Source organism: Kitasatospora sp. NPDC048194 (assembly GCF_043202455.1).
Taxonomy (GTDB): Bacteria; Actinomycetota; Actinomycetes; order Streptomycetales; family Streptomycetaceae; genus Kitasatospora.
This window is the reverse complement of sequence record NZ_JBIDAK010000020.1, coordinates 1-23,228: the sequence shown is the minus strand read 5'-3', so window position 1 is coordinate 23,228 and position 23,228 is coordinate 1. Positions and strand designations below refer to the sequence as shown.

General features: G+C 74.8%; 21 protein-coding genes. 9 read left to right on the top strand and 12 right to left on the bottom strand.

What is annotated here, in order from left to right:
• Positions 1 to 78: 78 nt before the first annotated feature.
• Positions 79 to 2,280: an RICIN domain-containing protein gene (locus ACGF07_RS23115; protein WP_392901625.1), complete on the bottom strand. Its 2,202-nt coding sequence runs from the start codon at positions 2,278 to 2,280 to the stop codon at positions 79 to 81.
• Positions 2,281 to 2,542: 262 nt separating this feature from the next.
• Positions 2,543 to 2,977 (bottom strand): hypothetical protein, encoded by a 435-nt coding sequence (locus tag ACGF07_RS23110; RefSeq protein WP_392901623.1) that lies wholly within the window; start codon positions 2,975 to 2,977, stop codon positions 2,543 to 2,545.
• 529 nt (positions 2,978 to 3,506) lie between these two features.
• Between ACGF07_RS23110 and ACGF07_RS23105 the strand changes: the two genes are divergently transcribed.
• Positions 3,507 to 6,035: a cytochrome P450 gene (locus tag ACGF07_RS23105; protein ID WP_392901621.1), complete on the top strand. Its 2,529-nt coding sequence runs from the start codon at positions 3,507 to 3,509 to the stop codon at positions 6,033 to 6,035.
• 56 nt (positions 6,036 to 6,091) lie between these two features.
• On the opposite strand, the gene ACGF07_RS23100 is transcribed toward ACGF07_RS23105, so the two are convergent.
• The 4 genes from ACGF07_RS23100 to ACGF07_RS23085 all read right to left on the bottom strand — a co-directional run bounded on the left by ACGF07_RS23100 (position 6,092) and on the right by ACGF07_RS23085 (position 8,297).
• Positions 6,092 to 6,235: a DUF6126 family protein gene (locus ACGF07_RS23100; protein WP_392901619.1), complete on the bottom strand. Its 144-nt coding sequence runs from the start codon at positions 6,233 to 6,235 to the stop codon at positions 6,092 to 6,094.
• Positions 6,236 to 6,347: 112 nt separating this feature from the next.
• Positions 6,348 to 6,692: an ArsR/SmtB family transcription factor gene (locus tag ACGF07_RS23095; RefSeq protein WP_392901617.1), complete on the bottom strand. Its 345-nt coding sequence runs from the start codon at positions 6,690 to 6,692 to the stop codon at positions 6,348 to 6,350.
• Between the two features lie 310 nt (positions 6,693 to 7,002).
• Positions 7,003 to 7,599 carry a hypothetical protein gene (locus tag ACGF07_RS23090; protein WP_392901615.1) on the bottom strand — a complete coding sequence of 199 codons (597 nt, stop codon included), beginning with the start codon at positions 7,597 to 7,599 and terminating at the stop codon, positions 7,003 to 7,005.
• A 35-nt stretch (positions 7,600 to 7,634) separates the two neighbouring features.
• On the bottom strand, positions 7,635 to 8,297 hold the full coding sequence (locus tag ACGF07_RS23085; protein WP_392901614.1) for a DUF1963 domain-containing protein: 663 nt from the start codon (positions 8,295 to 8,297) through the stop codon (positions 7,635 to 7,637).
• A gap of 173 nt (positions 8,298 to 8,470) precedes the next feature.
• Between ACGF07_RS23085 and ACGF07_RS23080 the strand changes: the two genes are divergently transcribed.
• Positions 8,471 to 8,893, top strand: coding sequence for a hypothetical protein (locus ACGF07_RS23080; protein ID WP_392901612.1), 423 nt, complete (start codon positions 8,471 to 8,473; stop codon positions 8,891 to 8,893).
• A 381-nt stretch (positions 8,894 to 9,274) separates the two neighbouring features.
• Here the strand turns inward: ACGF07_RS23080 and ACGF07_RS23075 are convergent, their stop codons facing one another.
• Complete coding sequence (locus ACGF07_RS23075) at positions 9,275 to 9,877, bottom strand: DUF6939 family protein (RefSeq protein ID WP_392901610.1); 603 nt, start codon at positions 9,875 to 9,877, stop codon at positions 9,275 to 9,277.
• Positions 9,878 to 10,237: 360 nt separating this feature from the next.
• Here ACGF07_RS23075 and ACGF07_RS23070 point away from each other — a divergent pair, with 360 nt between their 5' ends.
• Both ACGF07_RS23070 and ACGF07_RS23065 read left to right on the top strand, forming a co-directional pair.
• A complete protein-coding gene (locus ACGF07_RS23070; protein WP_392901608.1) occupies positions 10,238 to 11,125 on the top strand; it encodes a TIGR03619 family F420-dependent LLM class oxidoreductase in 888 nt (295 codons plus the stop codon).
• Between the two features lie 282 nt (positions 11,126 to 11,407).
• Positions 11,408 to 12,178, top strand: coding sequence for a polysaccharide deacetylase family protein (locus tag ACGF07_RS23065; protein WP_392901606.1), 771 nt, complete (start codon positions 11,408 to 11,410; stop codon positions 12,176 to 12,178).
• A gap of 75 nt (positions 12,179 to 12,253) precedes the next feature.
• Here ACGF07_RS23065 and ACGF07_RS23060 read toward each other — a convergent pair whose 3' ends face one another.
• Both ACGF07_RS23060 and ACGF07_RS23055 read right to left on the bottom strand, forming a co-directional pair.
• The gene (locus ACGF07_RS23060) at positions 12,254 to 13,399 is read right to left on the bottom strand and encodes a glycoside hydrolase family 3 N-terminal domain-containing protein (protein ID WP_392901604.1); all 1,146 of its coding nucleotides are present in this window, start codon (positions 13,397 to 13,399) and stop codon (positions 12,254 to 12,256) included.
• 222 nt (positions 13,400 to 13,621) lie between these two features.
• Positions 13,622 to 15,136 (bottom strand): PLP-dependent aminotransferase family protein, encoded by a 1,515-nt coding sequence (locus tag ACGF07_RS23055; RefSeq protein ID WP_392901602.1) that lies wholly within the window; start codon positions 15,134 to 15,136, stop codon positions 13,622 to 13,624.
• A 28-nt stretch (positions 15,137 to 15,164) separates the two neighbouring features.
• On the opposite strand from ACGF07_RS23055, the gene ACGF07_RS23050 reads away from it, so the two are divergent.
• On the top strand, positions 15,165 to 15,995 hold the full coding sequence (locus tag ACGF07_RS23050; protein WP_392901600.1) for a methyltransferase domain-containing protein: 831 nt from the start codon (positions 15,165 to 15,167) through the stop codon (positions 15,993 to 15,995).
• 145 nt (positions 15,996 to 16,140) lie between these two features.
• Here ACGF07_RS23050 and ACGF07_RS23045 read toward each other — a convergent pair whose 3' ends face one another.
• Positions 16,141 to 16,638, bottom strand: a complete 498-nt coding sequence (locus ACGF07_RS23045; RefSeq protein ID WP_392901598.1) for a MarR family winged helix-turn-helix transcriptional regulator — start codon at positions 16,636 to 16,638, stop codon at positions 16,141 to 16,143.
• 110 nt (positions 16,639 to 16,748) lie between these two features.
• Between ACGF07_RS23045 and ACGF07_RS23040 the strand changes: the two genes are divergently transcribed.
• The 3 genes from ACGF07_RS23040 (at position 16,749) to ACGF07_RS23030 (ending at position 20,173) form a co-directional block, all read left to right on the top strand.
• The gene (locus ACGF07_RS23040; protein WP_392901596.1) at positions 16,749 to 17,777 is read left to right on the top strand and encodes an EamA family transporter; all 1,029 of its coding nucleotides are present in this window, start codon (positions 16,749 to 16,751) and stop codon (positions 17,775 to 17,777) included.
• A gap of 31 nt (positions 17,778 to 17,808) precedes the next feature.
• Positions 17,809 to 18,447: an NAD(P)-dependent oxidoreductase gene (locus ACGF07_RS23035; protein WP_392901594.1), complete on the top strand. Its 639-nt coding sequence runs from the start codon at positions 17,809 to 17,811 to the stop codon at positions 18,445 to 18,447.
• Positions 18,448 to 18,628: 181 nt separating this feature from the next.
• A complete protein-coding gene (locus ACGF07_RS23030; protein ID WP_392901592.1) occupies positions 18,629 to 20,173 on the top strand; it encodes an alpha/beta hydrolase in 1,545 nt (514 codons plus the stop codon).
• A 47-nt stretch (positions 20,174 to 20,220) separates the two neighbouring features.
• Here ACGF07_RS23030 and ACGF07_RS23025 read toward each other — a convergent pair whose 3' ends face one another.
• Positions 20,221 to 20,565, bottom strand: a complete 345-nt coding sequence (locus tag ACGF07_RS23025) for a hypothetical protein (protein ID WP_392901590.1) — start codon at positions 20,563 to 20,565, stop codon at positions 20,221 to 20,223.
• Between the two features lie 126 nt (positions 20,566 to 20,691).
• Complete coding sequence (locus tag ACGF07_RS23020) at positions 20,692 to 21,105, bottom strand: hypothetical protein (protein WP_350747283.1); 414 nt, start codon at positions 21,103 to 21,105, stop codon at positions 20,692 to 20,694.
• 540 nt (positions 21,106 to 21,645) lie between these two features.
• Here ACGF07_RS23020 and ACGF07_RS23015 point away from each other — a divergent pair.
• Positions 21,646 to 23,094: a lytic murein transglycosylase gene (locus tag ACGF07_RS23015; RefSeq protein WP_392901588.1), complete on the top strand. Its 1,449-nt coding sequence runs from the start codon at positions 21,646 to 21,648 to the stop codon at positions 23,092 to 23,094.
• Positions 23,095 to 23,228 lie beyond the last annotated feature (134 nt).

Genomic DNA, 23,228 nt, shown 5'->3' with positions numbered 1-23,228 from the left:
TACTGGGAGCAGTGGCGCCGGGTGCGGCCGCCGTCGAGTGATGACGGCGGCCGCACCCGGGCCGGTGGACGTGCGCGCTTACGCGGTCTTCAGCAGTGACCAGCTCTGGTACGGCCGGCCGTTCGGCTGCTGCAACTCCAGCAGCCAACCGCCGTAGTACCAGCGGTCGCTGAGCCCGAGGACGAGGGCGGAGCCGGCGGCCGTGACGGTGAAGCCGCCGTCACCGGCGTTCAGCCGCCAGTTCTGGGCGGCGGTGTCGGTGCACGGCTGCTGCGCGACGTACTGGCCCGCGACGGCGGTGCCGCCGAGTTGCAGGCACTTGCCGGAGCGGACGGACTTGATCCGCACGGCGCCGTTCCCGGCGTCCTCGAAGGTCCACTTCTGGTTGGCGTAGCCGGTGCGCTGGTAGGCGATGGCCACGGTGCCGTCGTTCATCGAGCTGCCCCACAGGTCGGCGGCCTGGCCGGTGAGTCCGTTGACCATGGTGTAGTGGGTGCCGGGCTGCGGGCGCCCCGCGTCGCCGAGGGTGCGGAAGGTGGCGGCGCGGCCGGGCTTGCCGACGGCTCCGGCGGCGTCGCGGACCGCGACGGCCACGGTGTAGGAGGTGTCGGGCGCCAGCCGGACGACGCCCACCACGGTGGAGCGGACGGTGCCGATGGTCTGGCCGTTCAGCTGGATGTCGTAGCCGGTCGCGCCGGGGACGGCGGTCCAGCTGAGCATCACGGAGTTCTGGGTGATCTGACTGGCCGCCACCTCGGGGGCGTTGCCGCCGCCGGTGGTCGGGGTCGCGGTCGGCGAGGGCGTCCCGGTCGGCGTGGCGGTGGGGCTGCCGGTGGGCGTCGGGGACGGCGAGGGCGTGCGGGTGGGCGATCCGGTCGGAGTCGGGGTCGGCGTCGGGGTGGGCGTGGGGTTCGGGCCGGTGCCGTTGCCCGCGATGAGGAAGCGGTTGTTGGCGACGTTCCAGTGCGTGGTGAGGTAGCTCCCGGGAGCCGGGTTGGTGTTGTAGTAGTCGTCGTGGTTGCAGTCCAGCCGGTCGTCATGGGCGCGATCCGGGCAGACGGTGCGCATCTGGGGGTAGTACGGGGCGTCCGAGTAGCACATGATGTCCCACTCGTCCGTGCAGTGTCCGGCCTTGCTGGAGTTGGGCGCGCTGTTGTTCACCGCGCCCAGGTTGTGGCCGAGTTCGTGGGCGGCGGTGGAGCCGCTCCAGCAGCCGGCGTCGGTGCGGCCGTACGAGGGGCCGAAGTTGCTGAGGTTGTCCTGGCCCGGGCGCTCGTCCCCGGCGAAGGTGCCGATGCCGCAGTACACCTTGGCGTCGGTGAACATCATGTACTTGCGGTCCTTGCGGTTGAACCCCTGCGCGGCGAGGGCCCGGTTGCTCGCGTTGAAGTCCTGGATCTCGGCGTCGGAGATCTGCACGTTCAACACCGAGGCGGTGCAGTCGGACTCGGTGACGAAGCGGACGTGGCGCACGCCGCCGGTCTCCTGGGCGCTGGCGTTGTAGATGACGTCGACGTCGGCGGCCCACTTCCTGAACGAGGAGAGGTACTGGGCGAAGCGGTCGTTGCCCGGGGTGTGCACGTACACCACCTGGACGCGGTTGCCGCTGCTGCCGTCACCCTCGCAGACCAGCCCCGAGCCGACGGCCGGGGCCTGGGCCGGCGAGCCCTGCGGGGCTCCCGCGCTGCCGGAGTCGCTCAGCAGCGCCTTCTGGGTGGCGTCCAGGACGGGCGCGCCGCCCTTCAGCAGCTCGGCGGCGGACGGCGGTTGGGCGTTGGGAGCCGGGGTGAGCGCGGGTGCCTGGGCGGCCGGCGCGGCGACCGGCGGGACGTCCTTGTGGATGTCCGTGTCCTTGGGCGGGACGTCCGGGCCGTGGCTGCACTGGGTGCTGCCGGTGACCTCCAGCATGTTGCCGCAGCGATCGCCGGTGGGCAGGCTCAGTCCCGCGTAGACCAGGCCGCGGTCGGGCTGGTCCTTGGGTATCGCCTTGGGTGCGGCGGCCTTCTCGTCCCGCTTGGGGGCGGGCGCCCTGGTGGCGCCCTCGGCGGTGCCGGTCTCCCCGGGGCCGCCGTCCTCGCCGCCGTCCGTGCCCGCGTCGGCCCGGTCCGCCTGGGCGTCCGCCGCCGCGACCGCGCCGTGCACGGCCGCCGGCTCGAACGCCGTCCGCAGGCCCAGGGTGCCCGCGACCAGTCCGGCCGCCACCGCCACGGCGACCAGGGTGCTCCTGCGGGTGAGCCGACGGCGCCTTCGCCGACGGAGCTCGCTGCTCCGGTGTCCCATCGCGTTCCTTTCCTCGTGCGACGGCCCGCGCGCGCCCGTGGTGAGGGGCGCCCGGACCTTCCGACACTCCGGAGAGCGGACGGGACGGACGGCAATAACAGAAACCTCTTGCGGAATTCTTCAACGCGTTCGAAGTGCCGGGCCGCCGGGCATTGGAGGGCGGGAGGCACCCGAGGAGGGACCCGGCCGGGACAGGGTGCGCCCTGACCGGCCGTCGGTGTACGGAGGGTGAGTGATGGTCAGCGCTGCGACCGGCTCCGGGTCACGCCGCCACGGTGATCCCGGCCCGTCCGGCCGCCGGGGTTCCGGCGCCGCAGCCGCCGTGCAGGCGGGCCAGTCCGGCGGCGAGCACCGCGCGGTCCCCGGCGAGCCAGAGCCGCAGCGCGGCGGAGAGGGCGGCGCTGGCCGGCCGGGCGGCCGGACCGGCGGTGCGTGCCAGCCGCTCGCCCAGCAGCGGCAGCAGGTCCACGACCGGGGCGGGCAGCCAGAGCGTCAGCGCGCAGGGTGCGGGTCGGGCGAGGACGCGCCGCAGCGGCAGGGCGGAGGCGTCGTCGTACAGGGCGGGGACGACCTCCAGCAGGCCGTCGACCGCCACGTCGGAGAGGTCGCCGCCGTGGCCGCGCGCCAGGGCCCGCAGCAAGGCCCGTTCGGCGGCGGTGATCCGGACGGTCAGCATGACCTCGTCGTCGCAGTCCATGGTCCCGGTCCCCTGTCGTGGCGTCGGTGGCGTGCCGAGTCGGTGGATTCCTTCTGATCAGTCCTGTGCCAGGTGGGTTCCTGCCCCGTCGGGGCCGTCCGACACGGCGGTATCAGGCCGTCGTGGCCGTCACGGGCGACGGGCGGCGATGACGGGGGACGACGACGGGGCGGACGGGCCATCAGATCCCTCCTCTTCCGCACACCATGCTGGCCCTCGCACACCCGCGCGGCGAGGGCCGAAAGGCCCTGCCAGCGCACCCCGCGCGTCCGCCGGTGCGGCGACATCCGCGCAGGTCGACGCGGCGTGTCGGAGTCAGGCCCGATGCTCGCACCGATCGGCCGTTGGAGTGATCCGCCCGCGCTCGGCGCAACGCCCGTGAGACCGGCGCGTTTGCCATGACGTGCGCCCTCCCACAGCGGCGCACGCGGGGTCCGCGCGCGCCGGTCCCCCACCTCCCGGCCGGCCCGCCCGGTGCCCTTCCCCGGTACCGTCCGCACCGGTCCCCCCTCTGGTGAGAGGTAGTGTCATGAACCTGCTGACCGATGCCCTGCTGGCAGAGACACGGAAACGGATCGTCCCGCCGAGAACCACGCCACCCCCCGCCCCGACGAGCCGCCCGGCCGTCCCCCCGCTCGCCCCCGGCGCGCTCCCCGGCCTCGGCCACGCTGCCGCCCTGCTGCGTGACCCGCTCGGCTTCCTCGGCTCGCTGTCCCGCTACGGCGGCGTGGTCCGCATCCGGCTCGGGCCGCGCACCGTCTGCGTGGTCACCGACGCCCGGCTGGTCCACACCCTGCTGGTCGCGCGCGCCCATGACTGTCCGCGCGGCGCCGTCCAGGACACCCTGAAGACGGCCTTCGGCGACGGCCTGCTGATGTCCGAGGGCCAGGCCCACCGCGACCGCCGCCGGATCATCCAACCCGCCTTCGGACCGGACCGGATGGCCGAGTACCTGGCCGTGATGCACCACGTCACCGAGGAGCGTGCCGGGCGCTGGCGGCCCGGGCAAGTGCTCGACGTGGCCAAGGAGATGAACCACCTGGCGTTGGAGATCGTCACCCGCTCGCTGTTCGGCGCCCGGCTCAGCGAGGACGCCACCCTCTCCTTCCACCGGGCGCTGCCGGACCTGGTGAAGGGCCAGATCGTCCAGTCCCTCTACCCCCACCCGGCGTTCGCCCGGCTGCCGCTGCCCGTCAACCGCCGCTTCGACGCCGCCGTGCGGGTGCTCAACCGGGTCGTCGACCAGGCCGTCAACCGCCGTAGCGGGCCGCCCGGTTCGCAGACACCGACCGAGCGCGGGGGCACTCTGCCGACCCTGCTGCGCGCCGCCACCGACCCGGCCACCGGCCGTCCGCTCACCGAGGCCGACGTCCGCTCCGAGGCGATCACCATGTTCGGCGCCGGCACGGAGACCGTCTCCACGACCCTGACCTGGCTGCTGGACGAACTCCTGCGCCACCCCGAGGTGGAGGCGCGCCTCCTCGCCGAACTGGACGAACACCTGCCCGCCGGCACCGTCCCCACCCCGGAGGCGCTCGCGCGGCTCACGTACACCCGCAGCGTCACCCAGGAGGTGGTGCGGCTGCACGCGCCCAACGCCTTCCTCATGCGCACCGCCCGGGTGCCGGTCGAGCTCGGCCCGTACCGCGTCCCGGCCGGTACGGAGCTGCTCTACAGCCTCACCGCCCTGCACCGCGACCCGGTGCGCCACCCCGAGCCGCTCGCCTTCCGGCCCGAACGCTGGCAGGACGCCGGGGGCGTCGGACGGCCGTCCTTCCTGCCGTTCGGGGCGGGCAAGCACAAGTGCATCGGGGAGGCTTTCGCCTGGGCGGAGTTGACCGTCGCGGCGGCGGCGATCCTGCGCCGCTGGCGGCCGGTCGCGCTACCGGGGTCGCGGGCCCGGGAGGTGGTGTGGACCACCGTCCAGGCGCAGGGCCTGCGGGTACGGCTGGCGCCGCGCACGGCCGTGCCGGCGGAGGTCCCCGCGGCCGCCCCGGCGGCCCGGCGGGCGACGGCGGTCGACGGGGCGCGGGCGACGGCCGCGCGCTGTCCGTTCACCGCCGCCCCAACCGCCGCCGCTCCTGCCTCCTCCCCGACTGCCCCAGCCGCCCCAACCGCCGCTCCCGCCGCACCGGCCCGGCACCGCGCTCCCTCCGAGTTGCACGCCTCCGCCGAGCGGCACGCCGACTGGGCGGTCCGCCACGGCCTGCTCACCCCCGACGAGCTGCCCGGCTACCGGGCCTACGCGCTGCACGAGCTGATCGGCCAGGCCTTCCCCGCGGTCCGGGGCGCGGAACTCGACCTGCTGATCGACATGCTCGGCTGGTTCACCATCCTGGACGACCGCTTCGACGGGCCGCCCGGGCGCCACCCCGCCGAAGCCCGCGCCCTGGTGGACCGGCTGACCGCCGCGCTCGACGGCGGCGACACCGCCGGCCCGGCCGACGACCGGCTGCTCACCGCCTGGCGGGAGCTCTGGGCCCGCCAGAGCGACTCGATGCCGGCCACCTGGCGCAACCGGGCCGCCCAGGAGTGGCGGGCCTGCCTGGCCACGTTCCCCGCCGAGGCCGAGCACCGCGCCCGCGGCACCGTCCCCGCGCTCGCCCTGGGCCTCGCGGACACCATGCGGCTGCGCCGCCACGGCAGTTGCGTCTATCCGTTCATGAACATACTGGAACGGGTCCACGGCGCCGAGATCCCCGCCGACCTGTACGCGGAGCCCGCGCTGCACCGCCTGCGGGCCAACACCGCCGACGCGGCCACGCTGATCAACGACCTCTACTCCCTGGAGCGGGAGGAACGGCAGAGCGCGGCCGCCTTCAACACCGTCCTCACCCTGCAGCGGATCCGCGGCTGCGCCCGCGGCCGGGCCGTCCGCGCGGTGCGCACCCGGGTCTCCCGGCTCCGGCAGGAAAACGAGGCGCTGCGCCGCGAGCTGGGCCGCCGTCACCCGGCGGGGCGGTGGTACCTGGACGGCACCCGGGAGCTGGTCGCGGGCGTCCACCTCTGGACCAGCACCAGCGACCGCTACCTGGTGCCGGACCCGCGGCCGCGGTGACCGCTCCGGCGCGGGGCGAGCGGTGGCGCCTCCCGTGCCGCCGCTACCTGCCGCCGCTACCTGCTGCCGCCGACCGCGAAGAGCAGCAGGACGAAGCCGGCGAACAGGTGGGTGGCGAAGATGTAGATGCCCGCGCGGATCAGCATCGCCTTGCGGCGGCTCTTCTCCTCGTCGGTGCTGTCACCGGCACGGTCGCTCATGGTGGGGTTCTCCTGGGTTCTGCGGGTCGGGGCGGCCGTGCGGCCCTCGGGGCTCGCCGGCCGCTGCGGATCCGGGGCGCCGCTGGTCTGCGGCTCTGTCGGGGCGGCGGGCTCAGCGGGGTGACCGACCGCCGATCGCGCGGAGCTCGGGGAGCAGCGCGCCCTGGTCGGTGATCAGCTCGGTGAGGATCCGGCGCGCGGCGCGCAGCAGTTCGGCGACGTCCGGGGTGCTGAGCGCGTACACCACCGTGTTGCCCTCGCGGCTGGCGGTGACCAGCTGGGTGCGGCGCAGCACAGCGAGCTGCTGGGAGAGGTTGGACGGCTCGATCTCGATCTCCGCCAGCAGCTCGCGCACCGGTCGGGGGCCGTCCTGGAGCAGTTCCAGCACGCGGATCCGGACGGGGTGGCCGAGGGTGCGGAAGAACTCCGCCTTGGCCTGGTACAGCGGGACCGGCATGGTCCGCCCCTCTCTCGGGTCCGGCTCGGCGGTCGTCCGACCGGGCCGGGCGGACGGCGGCGCGGCCGCTAGGCATCATCGCGACAGATGAAGATTTCTTCAAGTCGTCACAGCCGGAGGTGACCCGTCCCACACCGCCGACGTCGCGATGCCGCAGTCCACCGTGCGAGAACTCTGTGACTTCGGCGACTGCTGCGACGGCGGCCATCTCTGCGCAAACGACGCCGCAGCGCGGTGCGCAGGGCGTCCTGAGCTGGTCATGGGCATCCGCAGCCCGCACGGATTCACAGCAGAGACGCTTTGGGTGGGGTCAGGCCACCCGCTCGACCGGGGCGTGGAGGGAGGCACCGGCCAGGTGCCACGCGCCGGTGACACTCCAGCCATGGGCAGGCAGCACTTCGGCCGCGGCGCGCTCCGCCTTCGCGCGGACATCCTGCTCGCCGACCCGCACCCCGATGACGACCGGGCGCAGCGCGATGCCGAATCCGAGGGACGTGATGACCACCGGGCCGTCGTCGCTCTGCCAGTAGTCGTGAAGCGTGTTCTCGGACACCATGACATCGCAGTACTCCCCCCGCACGGTCTCGGCGGTGGTGGAGATGATGGCCGTGTGACCGGCGACGGGGCGGGCGCTCGTGTCCGCGAGGAGGACGGCCGCCACCTCGTCCGCGCGCTGCTGAAGCTCCGGCAGGTACTCCTCGATGATGTGGTCGGGGTGATCCTCGCCGTACCAGCGGAGCAGGTCGCCCCGGGTCGCGACGATCCTCTCCCGCGGCCAGCGGACGGCGCCGGCATCCACCTCGACGCAAGGGATGCAGTCGTGCCGTGACACGTACAGGGCCGTGTCTTCGTCCGAGGTGTCCAGGAGCCGCCGGACCTGGGACACGGTGATGTCGATACTCGGCATCGGTTGCTCTCCTTGTTGCTGTCACGTGCCCGTGGTCAGCACTGCCACAGGAAGACGGCCTCGGTGCAGGGCTCGCAGGCGAAGGCGTAGGCCGCGCCGCCGCCGAAGTTCATGGCGGTCGCGGCGTGCTGGCCCTCCTCGAGGCGGACGGCCAGCGGCATGGGCTGTGAACAGCCCGGGCAGTCGGGCGTCTCGTCGCCCTGGAGCCAGTCCGGCTCGCCACCGAGCTGGCCCAGGACATGGCGGGGCGGACGACCGGACCGCTCGAGCCACTCCGCGCGGGCTTCGCCGTAGTCGGCCGCCACGGGCAGCGACTGGAAGGCGATCGCGCTCACCGCGCCCAGCAGGACCGCCTGCGGGTCGCCGTCCTCGCCCAGGTCCGGTACCACGAGCGGCCGCAGCCCGTCCGCGGGGAACAGCAGCGCGCGGTTGCCGCCCGCTTTCGGATCCCACTCGGCACAGAGGCCCGGGTTGTTCTGACACATGAACAGGCCGAGCACGCCCCGCCCGTGCGGGGTGCCCTGGCCGACGTGGCGCCCGAGGTCGTCCAGGTGGATCTGTGCCAGGAACTGCATCGGCCCGCGGCAGGCCGCGCAGGTCGGCCAGACGGTGCCGGCCGGGGCCAGCGGCAGTCCGCCGGTACGGGTGGCCGGCCGGTCGGGCTCGGCGGGGCCGGCGTAGGTCATCAGCGTCGTCACAGCGGTGGACTCTACGGCAGGGCACCGACAGCCACACCGGCCCGGCGCCGGCCTGCGCCGCAGGTGAGGACGGCGGCGCACCCGTCGCCGGACCACTGATCGCCGGCATCTCATCCGCAGACGTACGACCTCCGTCCGCGGGTGAGATGCAACTCTGACTACGCTGTCGGCGCATGAGCCGAATCTTCGAAGTTCCGCCCGGTTCGCGGCTGGCCGCAGCCATCACCGAGGACTGGGGTTTGCTTCCGCTGCGTGTCCCCGCCGGCTGGAATGTCGTCTACAACGCCCTGGAGGTCCGGCGTCTGCCGGACGGCACGGTCGAGGCCAACGATTCGGAGGACCTGTACTGGGCCCGCACCTCGCCACCGCCGTGGCTGTCCGCACAAGAGGTGGCGGAGAAGGGGGGTCTGCGGAGTCGGGAGATCACCATAGACGCCGGCTGGTACGGCAACTGCGGCTTCCGCGTCGTCGTCCTGGACCCCGGCTGGGAGCACGAGCGGGCCTCCCATGCCACGTCCGATCTCGGCGAGTTCGTCGCCACCTTGGAGGCGTGGATGGGGATGGTCACCCAGCGAGGAGAGCTCCCCAAGGCGTAGGTCCACCCTGTGGAGGCCTCTCCAGGCGCTGCCTCAGGCAACGTTCGCTCCGGTGGCGACTTCGGTGGGCCTCGACGTCGCTGGGTGTGCAGGCGATCTCGACGTTGTCGGCCGTCGCCCGGCCGCGACTCGACGCCAACGCTTGGTGGTCAGGTGCGGGGAGGACATCGACCGGGGCGGCCGGCCCCGAAGCCTTGCCACCGGTGACCCGCTGAAGCTGATGAGGCTCGTCGGCGTCACCGAGCGGACCGCCATGCGCTACGGCGGCACCGCCTCCCCGGAACGCACCGCGAGGCTGCCAGGGTCGCGGCTCGCGGATGCCGACGGGGCCCTCAGGCAACAAGCGGGGCGCCAGGAAACCGCCACCGGGGTTCGATTCGGTCACCCACTCGCTGCAGCAGCGTCTGCGTGGCGTGTCGCGTTGGCAGCATCGGTGTCACCCTCGTCGGGCCAGCGGCCCTCTATGTGCAGTTGGACGAGCGCGGCGTGGGAGAGCGGGCTGGTGGGATCGGTGACGTCGCCGTTGGTGGTGTAGTCCAGAAGTACGACATCCTCCTTGCCGCGCAGCCGCTCGACCAGATCAGCGGCGCGGTGTTCGAGAACCCACCGGTAGGCCGGCAGATAGATCCGGCGCCGGGCCGCCTCGTAGCGCAGCAACCGGTCGCCGTGCAGACCGGTGCGGTGGCCTTGGACAGGGCCGTGTCGACGCACCGTCCGCTTCAGGCCCTTCATCGTGGTGATCCCGAGCTTGGTGGGGTCGACATCGCAGTCCTGGAAGACCTTGAGGGCTTGCCAGATCCCCTCGACGGACTGGCTGGTCACACCGTCGCAGTAGGGGACCGGAATGCCGCCGTGCGGGTAGAACGGACTCAGCCGCACCCACGGTTCGGGTGCTCCGGAGGTCACGTCGATGATCTCCGCGCCCGGGAACGCGGCGGTCAGCGACGCCATCGCACGGCGACGACCGGCAACATGGATCGGCATCTGAGGGCTCCCTGCCTCGGTGACATGAGCCACCGAGCATCCCCGATGCCACTGACACTCGCGCTGAACACCGTCACGCTCTACGCGCGGACAGCCGAGCCTGAGCAACTGGTCCGGACACCGCAGAACCGGCCTACCCCGCCCTCGCCGGGTCCATGACCGAGGTGACCGTTGGCAGCAACGGGCGGACGGGGTCTCGATGCCAGGGGCTCTCCAGGGCGTCGCCGCCTGGCCGGCCGGGCGCGGAAGTCGCGCTGCCTTCAGTGGATGAACCTACGCCGCGGAGGAGTTGGGTGTGGTGGCAGGGCGGTCCGGTAACCGTCCTGGCACCACCAGACCGCCACTGAAAGGCCGCCTCCTATGCCCCTGTTGCGCCTCGGCGTCTCCCTCCAGCCGCGCTGGCCGATCGAGGACGGAACCGCTGTGCTCCGCGCCGCCTCGAATGCCGAGCAGCTGGGCTTCGACCATGTAGCCGTCGGCAACCGCCTCTTGGACAGTGGGTTCGGCCTCGACACCGACCCTCTCGTCCTGCTCTCGGCCGTCGCCGGTGTGACGACACGCCTGCGGTTGCTGACGTCCGTACTCGTCGCGCCGTACTACCCGGCGCTGGTGCTCGCCAACCAGGCGGCCACGCTGGACGTCGTGTCCGGCGGCCGCCTGTTCCTGGGTATCGGCACCGGCTGGAACCCTGACGAGTTCGAAGCCGTCGGCGTACCCTCCCGAGAACGAGGTGCCCGCACCGACGACCATCTCGCGGCTGCCAAGGCCCTGTGGACGACGCGTCCCGCGGATTTCGAGGGGCCGTTCACGAGACTGCGCGCCGCCCACCTGGGAGTGCCGCCGGTCACCCACGGCGGCCCACCGGTGTGGGTCGGCGGCCACAGTGACGCCGCCCTGCGGCGCGCACTGCGGTTCGGCGACGGCTGGTACGGCACCGGCGCCGACGCCGCGGACATCGCTGACGTACAGCGCCGTCTGCGCGAACTCGCGACCGACGACGAGCGGGTCGAACGCCTGACACTCGCTTCGGCCGCGTTCCTCACGCCGCCCGGAATCCCTGCGGCTGTCCCGTCTCCGGGAGAGCCGCTGGGGGGCGTTTCACCGACCGCCACGCGAGTCGCTGACGCCCTTGGAGAACTCTCGGAAGCGGGGCTCACCGTCTGCACCCTGTGGTTGCCCGTTGCAGCCGAACATGTGGAGAAGGCGATGGAGTGGATCGCGTCCGAGGTCATGCCACAGCTCGCCTGATACACGGGGGCACACCGGCTTGATCGGGCCGCCGCGGCGAGAGGGGCGTCCGCCCCGGCGGATGCCCTGCTCGCCGCGGATGCTGGCGCTCGGCCACCGTGTCCCGTGCCAGGACATGACGAGACATCGGATGATACTGATCCGCTCGCGGCGACCCGGGCGGCGAATCAAGGCTTCGAGATCATCTCAGTGTGGGTTTTGCAGGTACCTTGGCCGGACCCCGGGCACGCCTGGACGGGTGCCCGGCCGTGGCGTCCCGGCCGCCGCCGCGTTGAACCGGGGGTGAACCGCCTCCGCGCCGCCCTCGCGGCCCTGCTCGCCCTCGCCGCCCTCACCGCGCTCACGGGCTTCGCCCCGGCGCCCCCGGCCCTGCTCGGCGGCGAGCTCCGCCGGATCCCCACCGAGGAGCGCGTCGTCGCCCTCACCTTCAACGCCGCCTGGAACGAGACCGGGCTGGACACCGTGCTCGGCATGCTGCGCGACCGCGCCGCCCCGGCCGTCTTCTTCCCCACCGGTGATTTCGCCGACCGGCACCCCGGGGCCCTGCGCGCCGTCGCGGCCGCGGGCCACGGCCTCGGCAACCACTCGTACGGCCACCCGGACTTCACCACCCTCACCCCCGACCAGGCCCGCGCCGAGGTCCGCCGGGCCGACACCGCCATCCGCCGCGCCGTCGGCGGCGGCGCCGACCCGCTGCCCTTCTTCCGCTTCCCGTACAGCGCGACCACCCCGCAGACCGTCGCCGCCGTCAACGGGCTCGGCTACGCGGACCTGGAGTTCACCGCCGACACCAACGGCTACCTCGGCCCCGGACACGGCATGACCGCCGACCGCGCCGTCGAACGGGCCCTCGCCGCCCTGACCCCCGGCGCCGTGCTCCAGCTCCACGTGGGCGCCACCGACGAGGGCGGCCCGACCACCTGCCTGGACGCCGAGGCCCTGCCCCGGATCATCGACGGCGTCCGCGCCCGCGGCTACCGGATCATCGACCTGCGCACCCTGCTCCGCGCTCAGGGCCGGTCCGACGGCCGGGTGCCGGCGGGGTCCCGTTGAGCGCCCGCAGCCGGCTGCGGGCGCTCAACGGTTGCGGGCGCTCACCGGTTGCGGGCGCTCGACGGGTCCGGCGGATCAGCGCAGTGCTTCCCGCAGGGCGTCGACCCGGGTGACCGACCGGGTGAAGGCCGCGCGGTCGAGGCGGCCCGAGCCGAGGGCGGCGGCGAGGGCCTCCGTGGCGTCCTCGCCCTGCTGGGGGTCGCGGGCGGAGCAGAGGATGAGGTCCATGCCGGCGGCAGCGGCGGAGACGGCCCGGGTGCCGGTGTCGCCGTAGGGGGTGAGGGCGCCGGCCTCGAGGGCGTCGGTGATGGTCACGCCGCCGAAGCCGAGGCGGTCGCGCAGTTCGCCCTGGATGACCGTGGGCGAGAAGCCCGCCGGCCGGTCCGGGTCCAGAGCCGGGTAGATCGCCCAGGAGGCCATCACCAGGCGCACGCCCGCCGCGATGGCGGCACGGTACGGGGCCTCGCCGCGGCTGCGGAGCTGCGCCAGGGGGACGGGGAGGGTGACGGGGCGCGCGTCGGTGTTCTCGTCCCGGGCGGCCGAGCCGAGGCCGGGGAAGTGCTTGGCGGTGGCGGCGACCCCGCGGCTCTGCTGCGCGGCCAGGAAGGCGCTGCCCAACGCGCCCACGCGGGAGGGGTCCTGGCCGAAGGAGCGCTCGAAGTGGTCGATGAAGTTGTCCGGGGTGTCGTACACGTCGAGGACCGGCGCGAGGTTGACGTTCAGCCCGGCGCCGGTGAGCGTGGCCGCGGCGCCCGTCCCGGAGTCCACGGCGGCGAGGAGCGGGTCCGGGGCCGATCCGGTGCGGCGGGCGGAGAGTTCGGGCGCGCCGGGCAGCCGGCGGACCCTGCCGCCCTCCTGGTCGGTCATCAGCAGCAGCGGTCGCGGATGCCGCGCCGCTGCGGCCGCCTCCTTCAACCGGGCCACGGCCTCGGCAAGTTGTTCGGGGCCGGTGACGTTCTCGCCGAACAGGATGACCCCGGCCGCCCGACCCTCCCCGATGGCCCGCAGGGTCTCCGGTGGCGGGGTCGGGCCCGGGTAGGACAGCACGATCCGGCGTCCCGCGAGCTGGTACGGATCCTCGTCCTGACCGGCCACCGCCGTGGTCCTCTCCCCGGGAATCCCGCCGCCACGCGTGGCCGACCCGGCCGGGACCGGTCCCAGCACGGCCCCGAGCACCAGCAGCACCGACCCGAGCCGGGCAATCCGCCGGAACGCGGCCATCACGCCTCCAGGGTGAGGAGCGGCATACGGTCCGTCAGCGTACCCAGGGCCCCGGCGCCCGGCATCCCCGCGGAAGCCCCCCACCCCGGCCCCTCCGCCGCCCGCCCCGCCGACGGCCGGAGCCGGCGGGAGCCCCCGGCGGGGCGACCGGTCTGCCGCGCCGCACCCGTCCGGGTGAACCGGCGTCCGCCGACGACCGGGCAGACCGGTACGGGGCGGGGCTCAGCCGGCTCGGCCAGGGGCCGGGGTGGCGGACCGGCGGGCGCCGTGGCGGACCAGTCGGCCCAGCACGGCCACGCCCTCGTCGATCTCGGCCGGGGAACGGGCCGCGTAACCGAGGACCAGGCCCGGTGGCTGGGGGAGGCGGGCGTGCCAGGAGAGCGGCTGGACCTTCACGCCCGCGGCGAGGGCGGCCGTGGCCAGTTCGGTGTCGCTGCGGCCCGGTCGCTCGGGGAGGGTGAGCATCAGGTGCAGGCCGGCGGCCGCGCCGTGCACCGTGGCGCCGGGCAGGTGGGCGCGGACGGCGGCGATCATCGCGTCCCGGCGCCGGCGGTGGCGGCGGCGCAACAGGCGCAGGTGGCGCTCGAGTTCGCCGGACTCCATCAGCCGCGCCAGGACCAGCTGGGGCAGCACCGGGTTGCCGAGGTCGGCGAAGCGCTTGGCCTCCAGGACGGCGTCACGCAGCCGCGCGGGCACCAGCAGCCAGCCGGTGCGCAGGGCGGGGGCGAGCAGTTTGGAGATGCTGCCGGCGTAGCAGACCTGCTCCGGCAGGGCGGCCCGGAGCGCGGGCAGGGGCGGGCGGTCGTAGCGGTGTTCGGCGTCGTAGTCGTCCTCGATGACGAGGCCGCCCTCGCGCGCCCAGCCCAGCAGTTCGCGGCGTCGCTCCCCGCCGAGGACGACCCCGGTCGGGTACTGGTGGGCGGGGGTGAGCAGCACGGCCGGGGCTCCGGTGGCGCGCAGGGCGTCGACGCGGACGCCCTGCGCGTCGACGGGAACGGGCGGGGTCGCGGCGAGCCAGTGGGCGAGGTGCTGGCGGGCGCCGAGCGAGCCCGGGTCCTCGAGCGCGACCTCGGTGATGCCCAGGCGGCCGAGGGCACGGCCGAGCAGGGCGAGGGCCTGGGCCGTCCCGGCGACGACGAGCACCTCCTCCGGGTCGGCGCGGATCCCCCGGTTGCGGGCGAGCCAGTGGGCGACGGCCTCGCGCAGGGCGGGCGCGCCGCGGACGTCGCCGTAGCCGAGGTGGTGGGCGGCGAGGCCGTCGAGGACGGCCCGCTCGGCCCGCAGCCAGGCGGCGCGCGGGAAGGCGGCGAGGTCGGGGAGGCCGGGGGTGAGGTCGATCCGGGCGGGGGCCGCGCGCAGTTGGTCGAACACCTCGGCGTCCGGGCCGTCACGGAAGAGGACGGGCGCCGGCCGGCGGGGAGCGGGCGCGGCGGCGGGCGCCGGGGCCGCGACCACCACGGTGCCGCCCCTGCCGCGCCCGCAGACCTGCCCGGCTTCGCCGAGTCGGCGGTAGGCGTCCGTCACCACCCCTCGGGAGACGCCGAGTTCGGCCGCGAGCACCCGGCTGGCGGGCAGTCGGCTGCCCACCGGGAGCCGCCCGTCGGCGACGGCTTCGCGCAGTCGGCGGGCCAGCCATTCGGTGAGGCCGCCGGTCGGGGCCTCGGCGGCGTCGAGCTGGAGGAAGTCCGCCCCGAGCTCTTTGGACCTGTCGTCAGCCTCGCCTTTGGACCTGTTCACCGGTCCATAGTGGCGCGAGGGTTGCCCCATGACCACCGAAACGCACACCCGGGCCGCCCCGTACGTCCACGGCTACTCGGACGCCGAGGCGCAGCGCCTGGGCGACCAGGCCGACACCCTCGCCGAGTTGTTGCACGCCGGCACCGCCTATCCGGCGGGCAGCCGGGTGCTGGAGGCGGGTTGCGGGGTCGGGGCCCAGACGGTGCACCTGCTGGCCGGGAGCCCGGGCGTGCTGCTGACCGCCACGGACCTCTCGGCGGAGTCGCTGGACCAGGCGCGGGCCCGGGTGGCCGCCCAGGCGCCCGCCGCCCGGGTCTCCTGGCACCACGGCGACCTGCACCGACTGCCCTTCCCGGACGGCGCGTTCGACCACGTCTTCCTGTGCTTCGTGCTGGAGCACCTGCCCGACCCGGCGGCCGGCCTGGCCGCACTGCGCCGGGTGCTCCGGCCGGGCGGGACGATCACCGTGATCGAGGGCGACCACGGCTCGGCCTTCTTCCACCCGGAGAGCGCGGCGGCCCGCCGTACCGTCGACCACCTGGTCCGGCTCCAGGCCGCGGCGGGCGGCGACGCCCTGATCGGCCGCCGGCTGTACCCGCTGCTGACGGCCGCCGGGTTCGCGGAGGTGGCGGTCCGCCCGCGCACCGTCTACGCGGACGGCGGCCGACCCGCCCTGGTGGAGGGCTTCACCCTGCGGACCTTCGTCGCGATGGTGGAGGCCGTCCGGGCCGAGGTGCTGGCCGCCGGGCTGGCCACCGCGGAGGCCTTCGACCGCGGCATCGCGGAGCTGCGCCGGGCGGCCGAGCCGGGCGGGACCTTCCACTACACCTTCTTCAAGGCCGTGGCGGTCAAGCCGTAGGGCCCGTGCCCGGGCGCTCGGGACGCCCCGGCCGTACCGGGGGTCGGCGAGCCCGCGCAGTTCGCCGGTCGACCTCGCGGCGCGGCCGCGGCTGGGGCGGGCCGGCCAGGGCCGGGCGGCCACAGCGGGGCCGGGACGCGGTCGATCAGCCGGAGGTGTCCCCCAAGTGCGCGAGGAGGGCGCGCATCGCGTCGACGAGCGCCGCCCGCTGGTCGTCGTCCAGGCCCGCCAGCATGCGGCGCTCGCCGGCGACGTGGTCGGGCAGGGCGCGGTCGATCAGGGCGTGGCCGTCCGGGGTGAGTTCGACGTCGCGGCTGCGGCCGTCCTGGTCGCTGCGGGTCCGGGTGACCAGGCCGCGGGCTTCCAGGCGGTCCAGGCGCTGGGTGATGGCGCCGGAGGTGACCATGGCGGACTGCATCAGACGGGTGGGGGTGAGGCGGTAGGGCGGGCCGCTGCGCCTGAGGGTGGCGAGGACGTCGAAGGAGGCGGCGTCCAGGCCGTGTCGGGCGAAGGTGCGGTTGAGCTCCGCGTCCACCAGGCGGTAGAGGCGCTTGAGCCGGCCGAACACCTCCATCGGGGAGACGTCCAGCTCGGGCCGCTCGACGGCCCACTGCGCGACTACGCGGTCCACATGATCTGCCATCGCCCCAGAGTAGGCGACGCCGACGAAGTTCCTTAGCAGTGAGGTAACTGTGAGCCATGTCACCAGCGGGGGCCACCCATGATGCCTTAGCACTGAGATACGTTTCCTTAGTGCTAAGAAATCGGCTCGCCATCGTGCTGGTGACTGCCCTGGCCCCCGCCGTCTGGGGCACCACCTACCTCGTCACCACGGAAATGCTCCCGCCCCACCGGCCACTGCTGGCCGCCGTCATCCGCTGCCTCCCGGCCGGACTGCTGCTGATCGCCCTCACCCGCACCCTCCCGAAGGGCGGTTGGTGGTGGCGCGCACTGGTCCTCGGCGCGTTCAACATCGGCGGCTTCCAGGCCCTGCTCTTCGTCGCCGCCTACCGCCTGCCCGGCGGAATCGCGGCCACCGTCGGCGCCGTCCAGCCACTGGTCACCGCCGCGCTCTCCGCAGCACTGCTCGGCGACCGGCTCACGCTGCGGACCGTGCTGTCCGGGGTCGCCGGCGTGGCGGGCGTCAGCCTGCTGGTGCTGCGCGCCGACGCCCGGCTGGACGCCCTCGGGGTGGCCGCCGCGCTCGGCGGCGCTGTGCTGATGGCCTTCGGCGTCGTCCTCTCCAAGCGCTGGGCCTCCCCCGCACCGCTGCTGGCCACCACCGGCTGGCAACTCACCGCCGGGGGCCTGTTGCTGGTGCCGGTCACCCTGCTGAGCGAGGGCGCCCCGCCCACCCACTACACCCTCGACAACGTGCTCGGCTACGCCTACCTCTGCCTGATCGGCGCGGCCCTCACCTACGCGGTGTGGTTCCGCGGGCTGCGGGCCCTGCCGCCGACCTCGCTGTCCTTCCTCTCCCTGCTCAGCCCGGTGGTCGCGACCGCGACCGGTTGGCTCGCGCTCGGGCAGGACCTCAGTCCGCTTCAGGTGCTCGGCGCGGTGGTGGTGCTCGGCTCGCTGATCGCCGCCCAGACCCAGCGTCCGCGCACCGCGGCCCTGCCGCCGGCACCGGCTCGAGATCCGGCTCCGGCACCGGCTCCGGGCGCTACTGCCGTCGGCTCGGGTGCTGCCCCCGCCGCTGCGGAGGCCGCCGCCGCGAGGGTGCGGCAGCCCCCGATCCCGTCGCCCCTGCGCGACGGCACCGCACCGCACACCCGCTGACATCCCCTTTTCCGTCCAAGGAGGACCCCGCATGCGCATCACCGTGTTCGGCGCCACCGGCAACGTCGGCAGCCGCGTGGTGGCCGAGGCGCTCGCCCGCGGCCACGAGGTCACCGCCGTCGTACGGGACCCGGCCAAGCCGCACGACCTGCCGTCCACCGTCACCCTCGCCGTCGGCGACGCCCGCGACCCCGGCGACGTCATCCGGATCGCCGCAGGACAGGACCTGGTGGTCACCGCCACCCGCCCCGTGCCCGGCCACGAGCACGAGCTGGCCGCCGCCACCCGGGGTCTGCTGGACGGTCTGGCCGGGACGGGCGTGCGCCTGATCGCGGTCGGCGGCGCCGGCAGCCTGACCGTGCCGGGCACCGACGGGACCCTCCTCGTCGACTCCCCCGGCTTCCCCGACGAGATCCGGCCGATCTCGCTGGCCTGCGGCGAGCAGCTGGACCTCTTCCGCGCGGACCAGAAGGTCGACTGGACCTACCTCAGCCCGGCCGCCCAACTCGAACCGGGCACGCGCACCGGCCGGTTCCGGCTCGGCCGGGACGAACTGCTCGTCGACTCCGAGGGCCACTCGGCGATCTCGATGGAGGACCTCGCGGTCGCCCTGCTCGACGAGGCGGAGCACCCCGCCCACCGACGCGCCCGCTTCACCGTCGCCTACTGAACCACCGGCCGTCGAACCGCTACCGAACCACCCGCCGCTCGGTCACCGGCGGCCTGCCGCCGGCACCGGGACGAAGCCGCCGGGTACGCCCCTCCACCGGGAGGGGTGTACCCAGCACCACCTCGAAGAGGGGGCCCTGCGTCATCGTGCGTCAGCTGCCGGGCGGGACAGGATCGTGCCCGTGAACAGCACCGCATCCCGCACCCGCCGCGCGGCCGCCCTCGTCGCCGTCGCCACCGCCCTCCTGGCCTCGCTCGCCCTGCCCGCCACGGCCAGCGCCGACGCCGCCCGCGACCCCGGCGACACCAGGGCCGTGCCCGCCCGCTACGCCCACCAGAGCCTCGACTGGCAGCCCTGCGAGGGGCAGCCCGCGCTGGACTGCGCGACCATGGCCGTCCCGCGCGACTGGCACCGCCCCGGCGCCGGAGCCGATCTGAGCATCGCCGTCTCCCGGCACCGCGTGGCCGACCCGGCGAAGCGCAGGGGGACGCTGATGGAGACCGCAGGCGGGCCGGGCGGCCAGGGCCTGCTGCGCCCGATGGACCTGGTCCAGGGCGCCCCCGCCGTCGCCGCCGCCTACGACATCGTCAGCTTCGACCAGCGCGGCGTCGGCCGCAGCACCCACGCCCGGTGCCAGACCCCGGAGGAGTTCCAGGAGTTCCTGGCCGGGGACTACCGGGACCAGTCCCCCGAGGCGATCGACCGCGTGATCGCCAACTCCCGCAAGCTGGTCGCCGGTTGCGAGGAGCACAGCGGCGATCTGCTGCCCTACCTGACCACCGAGCAGACCGTCCGCGACATGGACCTCTACCGCTCCCTGCTCGGCGAGAAGAAGATCAGCTACTACGGCGCCTCCTACGCCACCATGATCGGCGCCTACTACGGGACGCTCTTCCCGCACCGGGTCGAGCGGATGGTGCTGGACAGCAACATCGGCTTCGACGGCAGCTGGGAACGGTTCGAACTGGGCCAGCCCATGAGCTTCCAGCGGCGCTTCGAACAGGACTTCCTGCCCTGGATGGCGGCCCGGGACAGCACCTACCACTGGGGCTCGACCCCGGAGGAGGTCCAGGCGCACTGGGAGCAGCGGCGCGCCGCCCTGCACGAGCGGCCCGTCATCGACGGGTCGTTGACCCTCGGGCCCAACCAACTGGACAACGGCACGATCAACGCGATCTACAGCGACAGGGCCTTCCCGCTGCTCGCCGGCGCGCTGACGGCGCTGGACGACTGGCCGAACGCCGACCCGGCCGCCCAGCAGGCCGCCCGCCGGCTCTTCGGCCAGTACCTGAGCCCGGAGTTCCTCGCCGAGTACTTCTCGGTGACGTGCGCCGACACCCCGTGGACCAAGGACATCGGCACCTGGATCCGGCGCGGTGCCGAGAACACCGCCCGCTACCCGCTCGTCGGCGCGCGGACGCTCGCCTTCAGCTCGGTCTGCGCGGCCTGGCCGACGGGCCCGGCGCCCGAGGTCGCCGTCACCGGCGCCCACCTGCCCCCGGTCCTGATGCTCAACTCCCTGCACGACCCGGCCACGTACTACGAGGCGGCGCTCGGCGCGCACCGCGCGCTGCGCGGCTCGAAGCTGGTCACCGTCACGGGGAACGGCAACCACGGCCAGTACCCCGGTTCGGACCCCTGTGTCACCGACGCCGTCGAGCGCTACCTGCTGGACGGCAGGGCGCCCGCCCACGACGTCACCTGTCCCGTCCCGCCGACCGCCTGAACGGGCGTCCGGTCAACTGCCGCCGGTCACCTCACCTGGGCGGCCGGTCAACTACCGCCGCCCGCCCGCAGCTTGGCACGGGCCCAGGCGGCGGCCGCGGCCAGCCCGGCGAAGCCGCCGACGGCCAGCTTGATCCCGGCCTTGGCGACGATCCAGCCCACACCGGGGACGCTCCAGCCCAGCCAGCTGAACATCGCCAGCATCACCGTGCAGCCGCACAGGATCGCCAGCACGGTGACCGCGACGGCAGCGGTCCGCGACAGGTCACCCGGGCCGTCCTCGCCGGGCGCCGGAACCGGCCCGGCGGCGTTCGCGCCGCCGCCGACCTCCTGGCGGGCGGCTTCGTCCGCGCCGCGGCCGTCGACCCCGTCGTTCGTACCCCCATCACCCATGCGCCGATGATACGGCCTCAGGGGGCCGCGGCCTCCGGCCGAGGGGCCGGGGCTCGGGCCGAGGGGCTCGGGCCGAGGGACCGGGTGGCCGAGGGGCGGGGGCTCCCCGGCCCTCGGGCGGCGGGCTCACCGCCAGGCGTGGTGGGTGTCGCCGAGGTGCTCGCCGGTCTCGTCGTCCGGGAAGCTGACGGCCATGGTGACGCGGTACTCGTGGACGCCCTCCCGGTGCCCCGGCACCCGGGCCCAGGCCAGCGAGTGGACCTCGGCGTCCGGGGCCTGCCGGCACCAGGCGGCCGCCTCCTCCAGGGCGCGGGCGGCCGAACGGCCGGTGCACACCACCGCGGTGTAGGCGGCGACCGCGACGTCCCCGCCGGAGGAACGGCCGGAACGCGACACCGCCCGGACGGCGGCGGCGGCCTGGGTCAGGTCACGGGCCAGGTCGTCCACCACCCGAGGGGGTGCCGGCAGGACGACCGCTCCCTCGACGACGGTCTCCGGCAGGTTCGCGCTCACGGTTTCGGCCTCCATTCGCATGGTCACGCGGCACAGCATGCCGGACGACTTTTCCTGGCATGCCCACTTTCACGTGAACGTCATCCTTCCCGGGCCGAGTTGGGGACGCCCCCTGGTGCCGACCGGCCGGCCCTGCTAGACATGTCGGGGATTGGCGCCGGCATCCGGGCAGGTCAGGGCGGTCGCCTCCGGGCGCCGCCAGGAGCTCGACGCGCCGTCCACGTACCACCCCCGCGCTTCGGTCCGCCGCACCGGGCTCCGGCAGCGCCGGGGTGTTTCCGCCGAAAGTTCGGCCAACTCACCGTGGCGGCAGCGGACTCGGCTGCGCGACGGCCGGTCGCCGGTGGTCGGGCCGACCCGAGCGAGCAGCGGTACGAGCCGGGGGACCCCCGCTGAACTGCGGCGTTCGCGGCGTCGGTGGGAGCCGCCCGGCTCCCCGTCTTCCTGTCCCTGTCAGATCGTCGTGATACTAATCGTCGCGGCGGCAGCTGCCGCCGGGGCGGGGGCACGACGACGAGGGCCCACCGTTCCACGACGGCCCGGACGGGCGACGGGGAGGGGCGACAGATGGCGGGGAAGTTCGGCAGCGCTCGGGGCGGGCGGCGGACACGGCTCGGCAAGCGGGTCACGGGGACGGCGGCGGCACTCGCCGCGCTGGCCGCCCTGACCGGCTCTCAGGTGTCGGGCCTCGGGCTCACCCCGGTCGCGGCGGCCGCCGACACCAACCCGGCGCCGGGCGGCGCCACCGCGCAGGACGGGTCCGGCACGCCGGCCTCCCCGTTCGGCGGCCCCGCCGCTCCCGGCACCGGCCGCCCGGCCGACGGCGGCGGCACCGTCCAGCTGCCCCAGCCGCCCGGCACGCTGCCCGGCGCGCCGTCGGCCGGCCCGTTCGCCGCCACCGGTGCCTCGCTGCCCGCCACCGTCCTCGCCGCCTACCAGCAGGCCGAGTCCTCGATCGCCCGGCGCAGCCCCGGCTGCCACCTGCCCTGGCAGCTGCTGGCGGCCATCGGCCAGGTCGAGTCCGGCCAGGCCGACGGCGGCCAGGTGGACGCCCGGGGAACGACCCTGACGCCGATCCTGGGCCCGGTGCTGGACGGCAACGGCTTCGCCGCGATACCCGACAGCGACGGCGGTCGCTACGACGGCGACTCCCGCTGGGACCGCGCCGTCGGCCCGATGCAGTTCATCCCGTCCACCTGGGCGTCCTGGGGCACCGACGCCAACGGCGACGGCAAGGCCGATCCGAACAACATCTTCGACGCCGCCGAGACGGCCGGCCGCTACCTGTGCGCGGGCGGCCGCGACCTCTCCGACCCGGCCCAGCTCGACCGGGCGGTGCTCAGCTACAACAACTCCACCGAGTACCTGCGGACGGTGCGCAACTGGATGGCCCACTACGGCAGCGGCCTGGTCAGCACCGTCCCGGACCGCCCCGGCACCGCGATCCTGCCCGGCGCCCTGCCCACGCCGCTCCTTCCGACCGGCATCCCGGGCACCGGGAGCACGGGCAACGGCACGAGCCCGGTTCCGAGCGTCCAACCGACCACGCCCGCCTCCCCCGAGCCGCAGCCGACGACGACGCCGGCGACGCCCACGCCGACTCCGACGGCGTCCCCGCAGCCGACCACGACGCCGACGCCCAGCGGCTCGCCGTCGCCCTCCGCCAGCCCGTCGGCCACCGCGACCGGTACACCGTCCCCGACGGCCACCCCCACGACCACGCCCACCGGCACGCCGACGGGCACGCCCACGTCCTGCCCGAGCCCGACGCCGACCGCGACGCCTACCGGCACCGCCAGCCCGACCGGCACCGCCTCCCCGACCGGCGCCCCGTCCCCGACGGCGACCCCGACCGGCACGCCCACGACCACGCCGTCCGGGCCGGCCGCCTCCCCCGGCTGCCCGACGCCCACGCCGAGCGGCACCCCGGGCGCCCCCGGCACCACCCCGTCCGCCGCGCCGAGCAGCACGCCGAGCGCCTCGCCGTCGCCCTCGGCCGCCACGACGAAGAAGTAGCCGCCGGCCGGAGGACCAGCGGCGGGGGGGGGGGGGGGCGCCGCGGGGGGCGCGCCCCCCCCCCCGGGGGGCCCCCGCCCCCCCCCGCGCCGGGGGGGGGGCGGGGGCCCCCGGGGGGGGGGGGGGGGGGGGGC

Coding starts and splice junctions, on each gene's coding strand:
- ACGF07_RS23115 (WP_392901625.1), bottom strand. CDS start 2,280: ATGGGACACCGGAGCAGCGAGCTCCGTCGGCGAAGGCGCCGTCGGCTC.
- ACGF07_RS23110 (WP_392901623.1), bottom strand. CDS start 2,977: ATGGACTGCGACGACGAGGTCATGCTGACCGTCCGGATCACCGCCGCC.
- ACGF07_RS23105 (WP_392901621.1), top strand. CDS start 3,507: ATGAACCTGCTGACCGATGCCCTGCTGGCAGAGACACGGAAACGGATC.
- ACGF07_RS23100 (WP_392901619.1), bottom strand. CDS start 6,235: ATGAGCGACCGTGCCGGTGACAGCACCGACGAGGAGAAGAGCCGCCGC.
- ACGF07_RS23095 (WP_392901617.1), bottom strand. CDS start 6,692: ATGCCGGTCCCGCTGTACCAGGCCAAGGCGGAGTTCTTCCGCACCCTC.
- ACGF07_RS23090 (WP_392901615.1), bottom strand. CDS start 7,599: ATGCCGAGTATCGACATCACCGTGTCCCAGGTCCGGCGGCTCCTGGAC.
- ACGF07_RS23080 (WP_392901612.1), top strand. CDS start 8,471: ATGAGCCGAATCTTCGAAGTTCCGCCCGGTTCGCGGCTGGCCGCAGCC.
- ACGF07_RS23075 (WP_392901610.1), bottom strand. CDS start 9,877: ATGCCGATCCATGTTGCCGGTCGTCGCCGTGCGATGGCGTCGCTGACC.
- ACGF07_RS23070 (WP_392901608.1), top strand. CDS start 10,238: ATGCCCCTGTTGCGCCTCGGCGTCTCCCTCCAGCCGCGCTGGCCGATC.
- ACGF07_RS23060 (WP_392901604.1), bottom strand. CDS start 13,399: ATGGCCGCGTTCCGGCGGATTGCCCGGCTCGGGTCGGTGCTGCTGGTG.
- ACGF07_RS23050 (WP_392901600.1), top strand. CDS start 15,165: ATGACCACCGAAACGCACACCCGGGCCGCCCCGTACGTCCACGGCTAC.
- ACGF07_RS23045 (WP_392901598.1), bottom strand. CDS start 16,638: ATGGCAGATCATGTGGACCGCGTAGTCGCGCAGTGGGCCGTCGAGCGG.
- ACGF07_RS23035 (WP_392901594.1), top strand. CDS start 17,809: ATGCGCATCACCGTGTTCGGCGCCACCGGCAACGTCGGCAGCCGCGTG.
- ACGF07_RS23025 (WP_392901590.1), bottom strand. CDS start 20,565: ATGGGTGATGGGGGTACGAACGACGGGGTCGACGGCCGCGGCGCGGAC.
- ACGF07_RS23015 (WP_392901588.1), top strand. CDS start 21,646: ATGGCGGGGAAGTTCGGCAGCGCTCGGGGCGGGCGGCGGACACGGCTC.